Here is a 15,704-nt window from a genome sequence, read left to right as displayed (position 1 = left end):
GGATGCGAGGAAATCATGATTGACTAATTAACCATTTGATATCATATCCCCTTGTATTGGCTCCTTACCGTCTTTAAACAGAATACGAATTGACTTTCCATATTTACTTTCAAGAGTATCCATTACCTGGAAATGAATATGAGGTTCTGATGAATTACCAGAGTTACCACATTTCCCAATAAGTTGCCCTTCTGTTACGAATTCTCCTGGTTTTACTAAAATTGAATTCTGTTTAAAATGTGCAATCATACTAAATTCATTATCTACATGTTCAATCACCACATAGTTTCCTGCTGGATTGTGTTCTACCATTTCACCAGGCACATTATCTTTTATTCCATCTACAACTTTTACGACTTTGCCATCTGCTGGTGCTATAATAGCTTCATCAAAAGCATAAAAATTCTCATTTTGTATTGGGCTGTTTAGATAAGATTCTCCATCTCGAACCTTTACTAAATCGTAAGCATAACGCTGATTTTCATATAAATAGTGGTAATTAATAAATTCATTCGTACCACCCCAAAAAATAAACCACTCACCTATAATCGGCATTATGTATTTATTTTTTGTATATAGTTCGTCTGTTTTTGGGAAAGTACTAAAAGGCTTTAAATAAAAGCGCTGTATGCGATTGAATTGATCAAAAGAAGCTAAAACTGCTTTCTCACGTTTATCATCTAACCATACATATTGTGTTAAATTTTGTACCATCGTCTTCGTTTCTAATTGATAATTTTTAACACCATTATTAAAGGATGCGCTTAAATCCATGAATTGGTCTAAAGTGACCATCTTCTTAAACTCGTTTGATGTAGCATCATATACTTTTTCGTAACCTTCTCTTAACCAAATCTCTATGATTTTTTCTGGTCTACTTAAATCCTCCACAATACCAACCCCCAATAATGTATAAATAAAACAATTCAGTTATATTTACGTATATTTATTATGAAAAGTTTCATAGATAATTTTTGTATTCCAACTGTAATCATTTTAGAAAGTAAATCTGTTTTTTTGATGAATTCTCTCATTTGGACATATACAAAAAACACCTACCATAGCAGGTGTTCTAAAATTGAAGCTGCGCTTATGATCTAAATTGTATACTACAAATGCTGCGTTTAAACTTTTGGTTCTTCTAGTAATTTATTTAAAATTCAAAGTGGGGCTAGCTCATGGCTAAACCCCACTCAAACTACTTCATATCAACCTTTATAAAGCTCTACTTATTTTACCCAGCCTAAAATGGAGTGAATGCACGTTACAGCATAGAGAGTTAACTAAACATTGATAAATCAACGTTTCATGACATTTCAAATGATACTGTACTAAGCAAGATAATGCATGAAAAAGCATGTTTTTGGGGCTGATTGGGGCTAAAAGTGGGGCTGATTAAATTAATAATGGCGGTTAGTGTGTAGGGCTAGATAAGTGTAATTTGGGGCCAAAAAAAAAACGGTGAGCGTGTGTACAGGAATGTGTGATGTATTAAGCCAAACTAATAATAGCATCCCCTTATTTTCATTAGCCTTGTTGGGGCAAAAAAAGAAGTAACGTTTTGAGTTTGAGCTCAAGCCGTTACTTCTTTTAATTTATCTTAAAATTCGATTTACAACTACTTGTAAATTATTTTGGAAATTTGTATCATTCTGTCTTGAGTATTCAAGCAACTCTGCTACTTCTCTTGTTTGGTTTGCGGCATTAGATAAACCTTCTTGGCCATTCGTTATTACATAAATTAAATTCTGAATTCGTGCCTTAAAACTGCTTTCAGTTATACCCAACTTGTTGCAAATACCTTGAATTGTTGGATAAATCAATCCTTGACCTTGAAAGTGATAGTAGTAATAAACAACAATGTCATCTGTTAATAGCCATCTGTGCATAAACCAAACCCCCAATACTTTGATAAGGTTATACTAACACTTTCCCGTATGAAAATCAACTCAAAAAGCCTTATATATCAATATTCTTTTTTTCATTTTCCGTTACTTTTTATAACAATTATATATAAAATAAAAACATCCATAACAAAACTTCTATGGATGCCTTCATAACCTACTTAACAATTTGTAAATGCTGCTTCATAAGATAATCAATTATTTTCTTTAGACTTATATTCATCAATCTTGGAAAGTAGTTTTTCCACATCTTCTTCCAGGTCCAGTACATGCATTTTTCGGTGGCATGAAGGATCTAATGCAACGGTATTGTAAATGGTATCTTCTCCGCCTTTGCTTAGCCAAATAACATGATGGCTTTCTAAATATGGTCTACCTTTTTTGTCTTCAAAAGGAGCCGGGTTCCCACACAAATCACAACAACCGCTTGCACGACGCTTTACATATTCAGAAACATACGGATCACGGTCATATGTCTTAGAAGTAGTATAACGTTGGCCAAGACGATCAGCATTCTTTGCGCGATTGAATAAATCTTGATCACTTAATTTTTTTGCATCTTTTTCTTTTTCTTCTTCCTTTTCTTTTAATAATTCCTCCGGGATTATATACGTATTTCCTACAATTCGGAGTGGAAACAACCAAACCGTTCTTCCTGCTTGAACCTCAGTATAAGGATCTTGAACAAGTTCCACTTGCCCTTTAAAAACATGTTCTCCTGATTTAAAAGCCTCGAATAAGTACACTCGAATACCGTTAGATCTAGATTCGTTAAGTGTTTTATTTTGGCCAAATTCGATGTCCTGATCTCCCTCTTGGCCCATCCCTGTATAAAGAAGAATTTCATCTCCATTATTATTAATGATCCATTTATCTTCGTAGATCCCTTTTGTGTGATCTGAGAAGATAACCAGTGTATTTGTTGAGTGTGAGCGCCTCATGCCACCTTGTGTTGAACACTTAAAAGCTTTAGCAATTTCCTGATTATGATAAATTTTACCGATTTCTAAGTTCTCTATTCCACGGTGACGATCTTCTATCCACACCTTTACTTCTTCAGTATTATAGCGTTTCGATTTACCAATTTGAGTAAATGGCAGGCCTTCCTTTTCCATTCTGTGCAAAGTAGTTCGTGAAATTTTGAACATTTCTTGAAGTTGCTTTGAATCAATAAGTTTCTCCATTATTATCCCCCTTAATATTGTTTCAGTATTTGTTTCATTTCGTTTCTTTAATCAATCATAATATGTTTCAGCATTTGTTTCAATTTTTATTTTCTAAAAATTAATAATTATTTTTCATCCCACAAAAAAACACCTGCCGTAGCATGTGCTTTGTAATTACAACAAAAGTGTGGCGATTGAACCATCATCAAAAGGACTGCTCAAAATTGAGCAAGCCCCTTCTATGTGTTAAAATGCTATTTAGAATATGTTTCATTAGTCGATGTTGGCGCATCGGCTTTTTTATTTTCCTCGTTTGTAGCTGCCTTAATCGATCCCTTTAATCCACCTTTAATTACCGTTTCATATAATTCGTCGGCATTAATGTTAAGGGTTTTAACTTCTTCTGACATTTCTTTAAACAAAGGATGGAATCCCATATCAATCAAACGTACTGTATCTCTTATTTCATCAATTGCAAGATAAGCCATTCCTCGGTCTTTATCCCAACCTTTGTGAACAATATCGTCAATGCGTTCTAATAATCTCGCTACTGCCCCTTGTATAACCTCTAATTGAATCATTTGCGCCGATAACCCATAAACACTGTTACTACTTTCTTGTACTACTTTTTCTAATGTGTGATGTTGCTGCATGTTCTCATTCCCCTTTTCATCTATGTTTTATTTAGTTGCTACTGCATTCAATAATAATTGCTTGTTATGATCAGACATTACACGCCATTCTTTTGCTGTAACTTTCATTTCCCCTCCCCCTTTCTAAATGTCGGCTATTTCTAGTCCATTCACCGACTAACCTTTGATGGTCATCTGATATTTTTTATTCTTTATAGTGTAACTTTAAACTATAATGAATAAATTATCAATACTTATTATTCATTTATGAATAAAATTATTTATTATAGTGTATAAATAAGCTATAATAAAGAAAAACAGGGGGAATAATATGTCTAATACAATAAAAAATGAAATTAAGAGTTATATTTCATCATCTGGATGGACACTAACTGAAATAGTAAATAAAATGAATGAAAATTTACCGGATGATAAAAAAACGACTGTGCAAAACATTTCAAATAAACTCACACGTGGTACCATTAAATACAGTGAAGTAAAAGAAATTGCAGATATAATTGGTATGAATATAGTATGGAATAAAAAAGAGGACGCCCAATAATTCGGGTGTCCCTGTTTTTAAGCGTTCATTTCCATTTTGCAGATGATAGTAATTGTTTTTCTTTTTGGTCATAATAAATGGACCACATTCGTCAGTTGCTGATATCTTCGTATATTTAGCCAGGTTTTAATTAGTCAAACAATAAAAACAACTTTTACTAAGGGATTTTACCTACTTTACATTTCTCCTTAGTAATTCATTTTTCACTTCTGAATTTAAAATAATTTTAAAAAATTGCAGGTGGCTACTCTATGTATATTAAAAATTTAGTTATAAAAAACTTCGGTCCTATAAAAGAATATGAAATTGAATTTAATAAGAGTGGTATCAATTTAATATGTGGAGAGAATGTTAGTGGAAAATCACAAATTTTCGGAGCACTTTTATATATTCAATATGGTAAATCAGTTATAAAGAATAATTCTCGAATTGTAAATATTGAGAGTAATGTCAAACTTATAACCGAGCACGATAATACGATACAAACAATCGAAAACATATATTCTAAAGGAAAATATCACTCAAACTTCCAAGTGAATTCTAATACATTATTAGGTCGAGACAATAAATTTATCTCATATTATCACAAATACTCACCTGTATTTTTTAATGATATACATATGGATCGTATAGAAATTGAAGAAGATGATATTAAATTCATTTCAGAACTTTTGGAACCTTTTCCCGACGAACTCAGTACTTGGTTAAATATTGTTGAAAACTACCTTAATCCAACGAATCAGGTAAGCAAAACTAAAAAAAAGATTGTTGTGCCTTCAGGTGGTGCTGCACAGCTTCTTAAATTAATTTCAGCAATAAGCTTACATCGTAATTTAGAGTATAAAACACCACTTGTACTTGATGAAATACTATCATTCGATAATTTTCTCCAGGAATTAATTCTATCCATTCTTAAAAGTTACTCTAGATTTAATCAAATAATAATATTCGGTTCTTTTGATTTTTTTTATGAGCAAAATGTTATTGCTGAAATTACTAGAACTGAAAAAATATTTTCGCCAATAGCTTATAACTATAAAATCCCAAATATTTCACTTAGGAATCCTATTAGCGAACATAAGAACAATGATATTAATAAAGAAGGTCAACTAATAGTTCAATATATTCAAAACAATATCCTAAAAGATGAAGAGTACAGATTCGTTGAATTCAAGGAAATTAAAGGGCAAAATCCAGTTGATTCGATTCTTAGTTTGGTTGACCAATATGTAGTTGCTTATTTAAATGAAAATTCAAAAAGAGCTGGTAGAATTATATGGGGAATAAGTGATAAAGAAAGAAGAGTAGTAGGTGTAAAACTAACTTATCAACAAAGAGATGAACTACGTAGATCCATTACTGAAAAATTAGGAAAAATACAACCCCAAATTCCACCAAGTATATACAGGATTGATCTACCCTCATTACATGATAATAATTTAAACATTATTAATGAATTATATATAGTTGAAGTAAATATTCAACCTTATAGAAGTGAATATCTTTATTCAACTGCTAAAGGTGATGTTTTTATAAAAACAGATGGGGGAAAAAAGAAACTTACAGCACTTGAAATTCAACAAGAAAGAAAATTAAGAAAATAAGTTATAGCAAGACAAATTAATGTACTATAGATTCATTTTAAGTAGAAATATTATTTATAATAATAGAGGCCATCTCTAAACTAGTAATATGTTTTCGGATGGCTCTTTATCAATATTCTAATACTTTTAATTCATCTTTAACTATTTAATTACCTTATGAGTAATTTATACAAATCATCTGAATGAAGTTTTTTTAATTCTTCTTCTGAAAGTTGGGAGAAATGAGAGTGAAAAGTAGCATGCATTGTAGACATTTCAATCATTTTTTCTGCTTTTTGTTTAGTAACAACATCATTTGGTATACTAATAGTTCCATTATTCAAACCAACATAGATTGAATTATTTTTCATGTTATTCATTTCGTTTATATACTGATTAAGTTTCCTATTATCAGTTAAATCAATATCTTCATTTGAAAATAAGTCTGAAGTAAAGTGTGAAACTTGAATTTTTTCTTTATGATCTCTCATACGTTTCATTAAATGTTGGACATCATACTGACTTCCGTGAACCACCTTATACATATAAGTATTTATCATTGGTAATTTTCCTAACTCTTCAAAAGACAAATGAGCTAATGTATAAGCGCGAGTGTACCTTTCGTTCTCATAAAGTAATTTTGCTTCTACAAGTAGGTCAAAACCATTTTTATAACAGCTACAAAACAGTTTGTATAACAAAGTATAGTCCAATTTCATAGTTAACTTCTTCTCCTTCCGATTTACCAACATCTTATTATAAATGGAATTGATTGTCATAATAAAAACACCTACCAAAGTAAGTGTTTTATGGATACCTTATATCACTGGATCAATCCCATTCATTTCTAATTGACCTTTATAAATTGCTCTATCAGTATCTGCTAATAGAAGCTCTGTTTGTAGCCTCGATATTTCGGCTTGTAGTTCTGTGTATTTTTGCTCCCAATCAACCGTTGTAGAACCATGTTGTGCGAGTATCTGAGCCCTTTTAATAGCGTATAATGACTTGTTCCCCTCACATGATGCATAAGCGTCCTGTAAAGCCTGCGAGAGCTGTAATGCCTGTGCTATTTTGGGATTGGCTTGTGCTTTCATTTCCATTCTCGCTTGAATTTCTTGAAGGTATTTTCGATGCGCTTCTTTTTCATTCATCCTTCACACCGCCTTAATATGTGAAATCCACATACTTTTTAGCTGTTTCTTGTGATAAATCCTTTGCAAAATCACGAATCTGTCCAGCGTACCTTAATCCTTCTGTGCGGTGTATTTCAGCTTCATTTCTCGCTTCATCGGCTTGCTGTTGTAATGAAGCAGCCTTTTCAAATAAAGCATCTGCATCTTTTCGTGCGTTCGTTGATATTTCCATCCACACATCTAATAAACGTACTGTATCGGCTTCAATTTCTTTTAATGACTCATTTAATTTTGTAATACGACTTTCTTGTAATTCAATTTCTTTAGACAGCTTTTGTACAGATTCTCGATTTTCCGATAAAACAAGTAAAGCATTTGCATCCCCTTCATATGCAGCAGAAATTTTCACTTCTATTTCATTTCGTTTTTTTCTTAATTCAGCAATGGCCTTCCCCACTTCGGCCACTTCCTCCAGGTACTGCTTTTTGTGGCCTTGAATTTTATCCATTAATTTTTGTCTTTCTTCAATTTTCATCATATTAAAATTCCTCTTTTCTTTAATAGTTTTTTAGTTTTACGGTGTGAACGTGCTAGATCGCGCTCAAGTCGTTCTAGTTGTTCATCTAACTCTGCTAACTTAACTTCTTCTTTCCAATAATCTGTCGCTGCCAATTCCACATTCGTTTTCCATTCGATACTTTTAAGCAACGGATGATTGGCATCTGTTGTAACGAAAGTGTTTTTATCACGTGGCGTGTTGGTCAAGCAAATTTCATAGACTGCACCATGATTAATCATAATTGTCTCCCCTGGATCAATTGCCCATGATGCTTTGCCTTCAGTTCTTACATCTCGTAAGCTTGCTAACTTCCTAAAAATGTAGCTGCATTGACGTAATTTCCTTTGCTTCACGTAACGATAAATACGTTCACCATCTTTAGTTGTCGGAATAAATTTGAATAATAGTAATGGCCCTTTTTGAACAATAATTAGTTGACCATTCTCTTCGTTTTTCGTAGTTGTAATAGTTTGCTTCGGTTTATGCTCTAACGTAAACGCAACGTTTTCAGCATATTGAACTGTGCTAGGCTCAACATGAAAATACTCCACATTCTCACCTTTTCTATTCCAATGAACAGCTTCGAAATCAGCAGCTAGTCCATAAATTACTTTCTCCATGTAATGCCTCCCTCAAATCCTGTCTCCGAATCGTTTTTCAAATTCGCTCAATTCTCTTTTTACTTCCTTTGGTATGCTCAATTGCATTTGAGAAGAAATATCTAATCCTAGGTCACGTGCTGCCGCTCTACATTCTTTGAAAATCATACTTCTCGTTCTAACTAAACTTGCATAACAGTCATTAGGAACAACCTGTTTCCCAATATCGGTTTCAATAACCGTAGTAGGTTTGATTTTTTTAAGCCCCTTTAACACTTCAAAATATTGATATTTTGAGTCCAAATAACGCGCTAAATTGTCCACATCTAACTCACTAAACATATTTAATTCAACTAATCGAACAGATATTTCATTGAACTCTCGCTTTTGAGCAACTGTTAAATATGATGGTGCCTTGATATTCTCTGTTGGCCCTAACATGCGTCGTTCCTGCTCTGTTCGCTGTTTTACCTCTTGCTTTGTAAAATGTTTTCGCCCGCTTCGTACCAATAAATCTATAGGTTGTCGTGGTCTTGCCATATAATCACCTCACTTTCACTTAAAAAATTTTCATTTAGGGATTTTTCTGCGCGGAAAACGGACATCCGGTGTAGGGCACTTTCACTAAGTAAAGCGAAATGGAGGGGGGCTATCCCATTGTGAAAAATAAATAGCCTAATAACCTACACATTTCCTTTGCCTTGCGTTATATAATTGCCATGCTTTATCGAACGAAAGTAAACATAACTCACTCGCATTTTGTGAATATAGATAATCGTACAATTCGTTATATGAATTGGAATCTGGAAATGATGGATCTTGCTCATTATCTCGAGCCAGGTCACCTATTGGATTATCTTCATTGATAAATTGTTGTATCCATGTTTTAAATATCATGGTCTTTCCTCCATCTATTGAAATCTTACTTAATTTAATTTTTTGTTGGGCTTCCACAATTAAATCCCCTTACACTTCCTACTACCTCCCTGTTTCCTCCCTTAATTCCTACCTATAAAAACCTTATGTACCAAGGCTTCAAAGGGTGAGGTAGGAAAAGTAGGAGAAGTAAGCAGAAAAATAAGCTATATATATAAAATCATCACAATAGCAAAGTAAAGGAAATAATCATGTCATTCTTATGCGACATGTATATTTACTTCCTACTTTTCCTACCTTTCCTACTAATACATATAAACCATTGATACGACTGGATTTAAGAAAGTAGGAAAGTTTTGAATATGATTAGATATTTCCCTACCTTTTCCTACCTTTTATTAGTTAAGTGTGAAATTCTTCTGAAAAATCAAACCCTAATTCCTCTATGGTTTTTTGTTGGATAGGTACGCCACTAAAATTCCTACCTTTATGTTTCACTTGTTTATAATCAACCGTCTTTCCTTTGCTAACCTGCGGGACCGTTATTCCCCTACGCAACCATTCACTACGAATAGTCTTCTCTTCTGATTTTAAAAACTCTTTTAAATAAGCTGGTAACAAATATAATGAACCATTTTTAAATATCGCTTTAATAACACTTCTAGGTTCGAAATAATTATTAAAAATTGCTCCACGATCTGAATCTAAATCCTGCAGCATCATTTCAAGTAATTGCTTCGGCTTGTCCACTGCTTTATTCTCTGCATTTAATTCGTCGAATAAATCGGCTAATATTTTTAAATCAATGTTACAATTGAAGAAATTATTTAGTAAATCTGCAGTAAATACAATAGCTGCGTAATATCGTGCAATGCGTGAGATAACCTCATTTCCATAGGCTTTCTGCTGGAACCTTTCATTGTAACTATTATCAAAATAGGGAATTGCAGTTTCTTTTTGTTCATGCCATTTCTTTAAAAACTCTAAACCTATGGAACCGTAATAGTTTTCAATAGCTTTATAGAGATCATTGAAAAACTGATAGTTCTCGCCTTCAAATGGTAATCCTGTGATAGGCAATATCCTTGCTGCCACACCTCCAGCACGTTCAGCATAAGCATTAAGTGAATCCTCTCCTGTGGAAAGCATTAGGTTACCCCACGTAAATTCACGTTGAGAACCACTGATAGAACCACGCCCTTTTGAACGACCACCGCTAAAATTGTAAATAAAGCCCTGTAGCTGCTTTTCGTCTGCTTTTCTCGTATCATCTAGAATTAGAGGAAAACTATTTAAAAACGACGCTTTTCTCTCTGCCGCCACTTTGGTTAGATTCCACTCAGAAACTAAATGCTCTGTTCCCCACACACTCACACAAGCCCTTAATACTGTTGTTTTTCCTTGTGAAGTTACACCCGATAAATCAACTATGAATGGCTTCATTTTTAGATCTTGTAGCAAAACAGATGTAAATGATGCCACTACCATTAATAATGCTCTAGGATGCCTCTGAATGGGTTTAAGTACATGCTCTATCCAATCCTCAATAGTACCTGATGTTTGAAAGGCTTCTAGTAGCTGCTTCTCTCCAATATCAGGAGGTAAAACCGTTACACCAGCCGCTGTTAATGGGTGAATGAAAGTATTTTTAATATGTCCTAGCCTTTCGACTAGATGCTCATGATCTAAATTGTTTACCATGTTCAATCTATCGAAATAGGTGATTAAGTGTTTTGCATTGTTATCAGTTACTGCAAGCGACTTATACGAAAGTTTTAGTAGCTCTTTTTTAATTGCAAGATCTCCCGCTGGTATAACCTCTTTATATACTTTTCCTTTGTCCGACCAGGATAGCTCATGATATAACTGTGGGTGCTCCACGTTCATAAACGAGCGTGTAATAATCGGAGTTTGACGACATATTAAAACTTCTAATTCCTCGATTTCACCGTTACGGTCTTTCTTTTCAATAATTTGATACAAGCAGCCATTTTTAGAAATATAACCTTTAGGAAAAACAAACGAATCATTTACTTGTATTTGTAGTTCATGCTTCTTTTTATAATCCGAAACAGTATCCTTCTTAGTAGAAATAGCCCTTATAAGTGTTTTCTCACCGTAAAGTAGCTCCCCTCTACGCTCGTCCCACTTATCACGCATCAAACCAGACTGTCTAAACATACGATCCATTTTCCAAAAATCTTTATCACACCAAAATGCAAGGGCATCACATAAGGATAAATCTGTGGATGAATGATCATTATTTATAATTAAATCACCACGGTACATCGCTAGGATTCTTTCACCTTGTTTCGACTTAAACATGCGTTGCCATGTTACAGAATCTTCTTCTGTATTTGTTACACCTTGCGGAATAATTACATTTGCATATGCTGCCATTTCCTCACGGGTGAAATAAGTTTCTAAAAGTTCGGCTACTTCGTCCGTTCGTTCCTGAATCTCATTTTCGTTTTCTCTTTCTCCAGTGAAAGTAAAGAAACGACCATGAGAATAAATTTCTATACCATACTTTGAGCTCTTTTTACCTGTTCCTTTTATCCAATCAGGCATTTTACCTTCCACAATTAAATGGACTCCAGTCTTACTTGGTGAAAACTCTGTATATGAATCTAGTGAATCTATTACACTAGTCGCAACTTCGTTAAATACCCCGTTTTCATAACATTTATCTATATCAATACCAATGTATTGATCTTGCTGACTAAACATAAAACCAATACCGTCATATCTTCCCGTACGTGCTGCTGTTACTGCCTCCACAAATGAACTCCAAGTATTAGCATCATTTGAACGTGCTTCACTTCCATTCACGTTATAAGGAACTTTTGTATTTTTCCCTTTGCGTGATTCTAATCTCCACACGATCCAATTGTTAAGCTGCTGGAGCTCGATTGGAATGTCATTGTAAGAATCTGTTTTCATTTGTGGAAGTATAAAATCGTTTTGTTCCTCTTCATAAATTTGTTGTTGGCCCTGCTGCATTTGTTATCACCTTCTTTCAAAAACACATCTTGATGTCTATCCCTACACATTACCGCCAGGCTATTTGTGTTTAGTTTATATATCCCAACTATCTACAATTTCTAAAATTGCTTTAATCGTAGGTTCATATATGTAGAATCTTTTGCGTGACTTCCTACGTTGATACTGCCTAACCATTGGATTTGATAAAATTTCGTCTTCTAAGAATCTTTTCGAGAATCCCGTCATTTTAACGAGCCTATCCACATCGACGAATAGGATTGTTTCACGAACACATTGATCTAATTGTTCACGAATATATTTCTCGATTTCTGTTTTGTCGAGTTGAATAGATACTTCGGTTTGCATCATTGATTAGTAACCACCTTCCCATTAAGTAAATCATGATTTACACCGATTTCAAAAAAAATAACTTCAATTTGAGTTTCTAATTCTCGTGAAATTGCAAATGCTGATTCTAATGTGGGAATGACTCTTTTATTTTCAATATTTGATATTGTAACCCTGTTCAAACCACTTCTTCTTGCAAGTTCAGAAATTGAAATTCCTCGTCGTAACCTTAATTCTTTAAGTTTGTTGTCAACCATGAATTGCACCTCCTGAATATACTGTAAACCATATTTGCCAAAAGCGCAAGTCATGGTTTACAATATAATTAAATTAAATTATTTTATTAGGAGGATAAATCTTTGACTACATTCGGCAATTATTTAAAAGAGTTACGAGGGGAAAAGTCTTTGCGCGAAATGGAACGTATTACAGGAATTAGTCATACGTATTTAAGTACCCTTGAAAAAGGGTACGATCCAAGAAGCGGAAAAGAAAGAAAACCAACACCTGAAATTATCAGGCAACTTTCAGATTCATTTGATTTAGATTATTTTAAGTTAATGGTTTTAGCTGGGTATATGAATGAAGAAGAAGCTAATTCTAGAAAAGCAATAATAGCTGATTCTAAATCAAGTATTGATAAAACAAACAAATTGTTAGTGAACATGGAGAAACAAGATTATATAGAAAGGCTTCATGTTAAATTAGAAAACATTTTTGATTTTAGTGAACATTTATACCTTGATGAAGCATCTTTGACTCAAGAAGAAAGACAACAAGCCTTAGATCTATTACGTGCTTTATTTAGAAACAAAGAAAAGGATTATCCATCTGAGGAAGTATTAGAAAAAGAATATGAAAAATTTAAAATACGTCAAGCTAATCTTTTAGATGATTAAATAACTATTTTTCACACTTACCTATCCCTACACATTACCGCCAGCAATGAAAGGAATGGTATAAGTGGAATACTTTAAATCGGCTAAAGAGCCTGAAATATATCACTATTTCAATGCGAATAAAGAAAAATTATGGATGTTTCGGCATAAATATTATGACGCTGCTGGAAAACGTCGAGAGAAGAAAAAAAGTGGCTTTAAAACAGAAAAAGCAGCATTGAAAGCCCTCCTGGAAGTAAAGGCTTCAACGCTGCGTGGTGAAACGAAGTATATAGAAAATGATAACTTAACAGTTGGCCAGTGGCTAGATATTTGGTACGAAACTAACCATAAAAAGTGGAAGCCCGCCACTGTAACTCAACGTGAATCATTTATTCGTCTTCAATTAAAACCGCTTTTAGGATCTGTGAAATTAAAGAAACTAGATAAAATTATTTATCAAAAAAATTTCTTGAATAAGCTAGAAGGCAAGTACAAGCCTTCCACAATACGTTCATTTCATGTAATTATGAGAACAGCAATTAACGCTGCTATTGAAGAAGAAATTTTATTGCGGAATAAACTTTCTGGGGCTGCTTTACCTACTAAAAGAGAAGGTATAAGTGAGGATAACTATTTATCGCCTGATCAGTTAAATTTGTTTTTACAAACTGTAGAGGAAAATGAGGATATTACACACTCTACGCTTTTTCATTTACTCGCTTATACAGGTATGCGAAAAGGTGAAGCTCTAGGACTCCAGTGGAAGAACATTGATTTCAAAAATCGTACAATCGAAGTTATCAGACATCGTGGAGCACACGGTGTAGGCTCTACTAAGACCAAAAATAGCGAGCGAACGATAAAAGTTGATGAAATAGTCATTGCACAATTAGAAGCTTATAAAAAGGCTCTAAAACCTATTTTATTTAAATATGGTCAAAAGCTTGAATCGTCTACATTTATATTTTTATCAATTGGCTCCTGTAAGCCATTAGCACCAACAGGGGTAAACGCTAACTTTAACCGTATGATTTCGCTTGCTGGATTATCTAAGACAACCGTTCACGGTTTACGGCATACACATGCCACAATTCTCTTAAACAAAAGTATACCGGTAAAAGCTATTGCCGAACGTTTAGGAAATACTCCTGAAATGATCCACACTGTTTATGGTCATATTCTAAAGGAGCTTGAAGATAAAACTGTAAACGTCTTTAGCGAGACTTTACAACAAAGTGGGGCTAAAAGTGGGGCTAGTTATTAGCACTCCCCCACTTCAACCCTTGTCATTACTGACTTTCTACCTCGTTTTCTATTTCACCCAGCCTAAAATCATTTCTCGTAATAACTTTGAGGCTGTATTTGCTGTCATTTCAGATGAGTCGTAGATTGGTGCTACTTCCACTAGATCAAAACCTACAACATTTACGCCACTTGCTGCAATCGCGTGGATTGAAGCTAGTAATTCTTTCGAAGTAATACCGCCGCAATCTACTGTACCAGTACCTGGTGCATGTGCTGGATCTAACACATCAATATCAATCGTTACGTAAACATTACGTCCAGCCAATGTTGGAAGGACCTCTTTTAACGGTTCTAGTACTTCAAATTTAGAAATGTGCATACCGTTTTCCTTGGCCCATTCAAATTCCTCTTTCATTCCTGAACGAATACCAAATGAATAAACATTCTTAGGGCCGATATGTTCTGCAATTTTACGAATCGGTGTAGAGTGAGAAAGTGGCTCTCCCTCATACTCCACACGTAAATCTGTGTGGGCATCAAAATGAATGATAGCAAGATCATCATATTTAGTAGATACTGCTTTCATCACAGGCCAAGACACTAGGTGTTCTCCTCCCATACCAACTGGGATCTTGGCATCAGCTAATAATTTTTCAATAAATTTTTCAATTTCATCTAATGAACGTTGTGCATTCCCAAATGGTAGTGGAATATCCCCTGCGTCGAAATACTTTACTTCCTCAAGCTCACGATCTAGATATGGGCTGTATTCTTCAAGACCGATCGAGACCTCACGGATACGTTGTGGACCGAATCGTGAACCTGGACGGTAACTCACTGTCCAATCCATTGGCATGCCATAAATAACTGCCTGAGCATCCTCATATGTTGGATGACTTTTTATAAAAACATTCCCTGAATACGCTTCATCAAATCTCATTGCTAGACCTCCGTTATGAATAAAATATTATTTTTAATAACCACTTATCTTTAAATCCCTCTATGATGACTTACAGGATTGTAATGAAACCTGTATCCTTTCATCCTCGTATACATTATTGGAACGTCTAGCAAATTTCGATTAAAATCTACAATATGTGATTTCCTTGTCGAATGCCAGCATTTCAAGTAGTACAAAAAAAGTATAGATGTTTTTGAATAAAGTGCAATAGTTTTTAGGTAGAATTTCGATTAAAGATGAATGTTCGAACACATACTAAAGCTAAGT

Annotated in this window: 18 protein-coding genes; 4 read left to right on the top strand and 14 right to left on the bottom strand. The window is 34.0% G+C overall.

What is annotated here, in order from left to right; genetic code table 11:
• Positions 1 to 27 precede the first annotated feature (27 nt).
• The 4 genes from AO843_RS25490 to AO843_RS11315 form a co-directional block, all read right to left on the bottom strand.
• Positions 28 to 891 carry a M23 family metallopeptidase gene (locus AO843_RS25490; RefSeq protein ID WP_304438284.1) on the bottom strand — a complete coding sequence of 288 codons (864 nt, stop codon included), beginning with the start codon at positions 889 to 891 and terminating at the stop codon, positions 28 to 30.
• 704 nt (positions 892 to 1,595) lie between these two features.
• On the bottom strand, positions 1,596 to 1,889 hold the full coding sequence (locus AO843_RS11325) for a hypothetical protein (RefSeq protein WP_054611214.1): 294 nt from the start codon (positions 1,887 to 1,889) through the stop codon (positions 1,596 to 1,598).
• 209 nt (positions 1,890 to 2,098) lie between these two features.
• Positions 2,099 to 3,088, bottom strand: coding sequence for a helix-turn-helix domain-containing protein (locus tag AO843_RS11320; RefSeq protein ID WP_082389445.1), 990 nt, complete (start codon positions 3,086 to 3,088; stop codon positions 2,099 to 2,101).
• Positions 3,089 to 3,324: 236 nt separating this feature from the next.
• Positions 3,325 to 3,723 carry a hypothetical protein gene (locus AO843_RS11315; protein WP_054611213.1) on the bottom strand — a complete coding sequence of 133 codons (399 nt, stop codon included), beginning with the start codon at positions 3,721 to 3,723 and terminating at the stop codon, positions 3,325 to 3,327.
• A gap of 310 nt (positions 3,724 to 4,033) precedes the next feature.
• On the opposite strand from AO843_RS11315, the gene AO843_RS11310 reads away from it, so the two are divergent.
• Together AO843_RS11310 and AO843_RS24010 are read left to right on the top strand one after the other, a co-directional pair.
• Complete coding sequence (locus tag AO843_RS11310; protein WP_054611212.1) at positions 4,034 to 4,264, top strand: hypothetical protein; 231 nt, start codon at positions 4,034 to 4,036, stop codon at positions 4,262 to 4,264.
• Between the two features lie 251 nt (positions 4,265 to 4,515).
• Positions 4,516 to 5,868: an ATP-binding protein gene (locus AO843_RS24010; RefSeq protein ID WP_082389444.1), complete on the top strand. Its 1,353-nt coding sequence runs from the start codon at positions 4,516 to 4,518 to the stop codon at positions 5,866 to 5,868.
• Between the two features lie 149 nt (positions 5,869 to 6,017).
• On the opposite strand, the gene AO843_RS11300 is transcribed toward AO843_RS24010, so the two are convergent.
• From AO843_RS11300 to AO843_RS11260, 9 genes are all read right to left on the bottom strand, one after another.
• Positions 6,018 to 6,566, bottom strand: coding sequence for an AbiV family abortive infection protein (locus AO843_RS11300; protein ID WP_197278913.1), 549 nt, complete (start codon positions 6,564 to 6,566; stop codon positions 6,018 to 6,020).
• 99 nt (positions 6,567 to 6,665) lie between these two features.
• A complete protein-coding gene (locus tag AO843_RS11295; RefSeq protein WP_054611210.1) occupies positions 6,666 to 7,001 on the bottom strand; it encodes a hypothetical protein in 336 nt (111 codons plus the stop codon).
• 13 nt (positions 7,002 to 7,014) lie between these two features.
• Positions 7,015 to 7,521, bottom strand: a complete 507-nt coding sequence (locus AO843_RS11290) for a hypothetical protein (protein WP_054611209.1) — start codon at positions 7,519 to 7,521, stop codon at positions 7,015 to 7,017.
• The gene (locus AO843_RS11285) at positions 7,518 to 8,162 is read right to left on the bottom strand and encodes an HK97 family phage prohead protease (RefSeq protein WP_054611208.1); all 645 of its coding nucleotides are present in this window, start codon (positions 8,160 to 8,162) and stop codon (positions 7,518 to 7,520) included. Before AO843_RS11285 ends, AO843_RS11290 begins: the two co-directional genes overlap by 4 nt.
• A gap of 12 nt (positions 8,163 to 8,174) precedes the next feature.
• A complete protein-coding gene (locus AO843_RS11280; protein ID WP_054611207.1) occupies positions 8,175 to 8,681 on the bottom strand; it encodes a phage terminase small subunit P27 family in 507 nt (168 codons plus the stop codon).
• Between the two features lie 135 nt (positions 8,682 to 8,816).
• Positions 8,817 to 9,095 (bottom strand): sterile alpha motif-like domain-containing protein, encoded by a 279-nt coding sequence (locus AO843_RS11275; protein WP_054611206.1) that lies wholly within the window; start codon positions 9,093 to 9,095, stop codon positions 8,817 to 8,819.
• 324 nt (positions 9,096 to 9,419) lie between these two features.
• The gene (locus AO843_RS11270; protein ID WP_054611205.1) at positions 9,420 to 12,020 is read right to left on the bottom strand and encodes a phage NrS-1 polymerase family protein; all 2,601 of its coding nucleotides are present in this window, start codon (positions 12,018 to 12,020) and stop codon (positions 9,420 to 9,422) included.
• Between the two features lie 75 nt (positions 12,021 to 12,095).
• A complete protein-coding gene (locus tag AO843_RS11265) occupies positions 12,096 to 12,371 on the bottom strand; it encodes a hypothetical protein (RefSeq protein WP_054611204.1) in 276 nt (91 codons plus the stop codon).
• Positions 12,368 to 12,607, bottom strand: a complete 240-nt coding sequence (locus tag AO843_RS11260; protein ID WP_054611203.1) for a helix-turn-helix transcriptional regulator — start codon at positions 12,605 to 12,607, stop codon at positions 12,368 to 12,370. Before AO843_RS11260 ends, AO843_RS11265 begins: the two co-directional genes overlap by 4 nt.
• Positions 12,608 to 12,709: 102 nt before the next feature.
• On the opposite strand from AO843_RS11260, the gene AO843_RS11255 reads away from it, so the two are divergent.
• Both AO843_RS11255 and AO843_RS11250 read left to right on the top strand, forming a co-directional pair.
• Positions 12,710 to 13,249, top strand: a complete 540-nt coding sequence (locus tag AO843_RS11255) for a helix-turn-helix domain-containing protein (protein WP_054611202.1) — start codon at positions 12,710 to 12,712, stop codon at positions 13,247 to 13,249.
• Positions 13,250 to 13,313: 64 nt separating this feature from the next.
• Entirely contained in the window at positions 13,314 to 14,495 is a 1,182-nt protein-coding gene (locus AO843_RS11250) for a site-specific integrase (RefSeq protein ID WP_054611201.1), read from the top strand.
• 48 nt (positions 14,496 to 14,543) lie between these two features.
• Here the strand turns inward: AO843_RS11250 and speB are convergent, their stop codons facing one another.
• Positions 14,544 to 15,416, bottom strand: coding sequence for an agmatinase (gene speB / locus AO843_RS11245; protein ID WP_054611200.1), 873 nt, complete (start codon positions 15,414 to 15,416; stop codon positions 14,544 to 14,546).
• Positions 15,417 to 15,704 lie beyond the last annotated feature (288 nt).

Source organism: Lysinibacillus sp. ZYM-1 (genome assembly GCF_001308875.1).
In the GTDB taxonomy this organism is placed as follows: domain Bacteria; phylum Bacillota; class Bacilli; order Bacillales_A; family Planococcaceae; genus Lysinibacillus.
The sequence above is the reverse complement of the archived record's forward strand: the minus strand, read 5'-3'. Positions and strand labels throughout refer to the sequence as shown.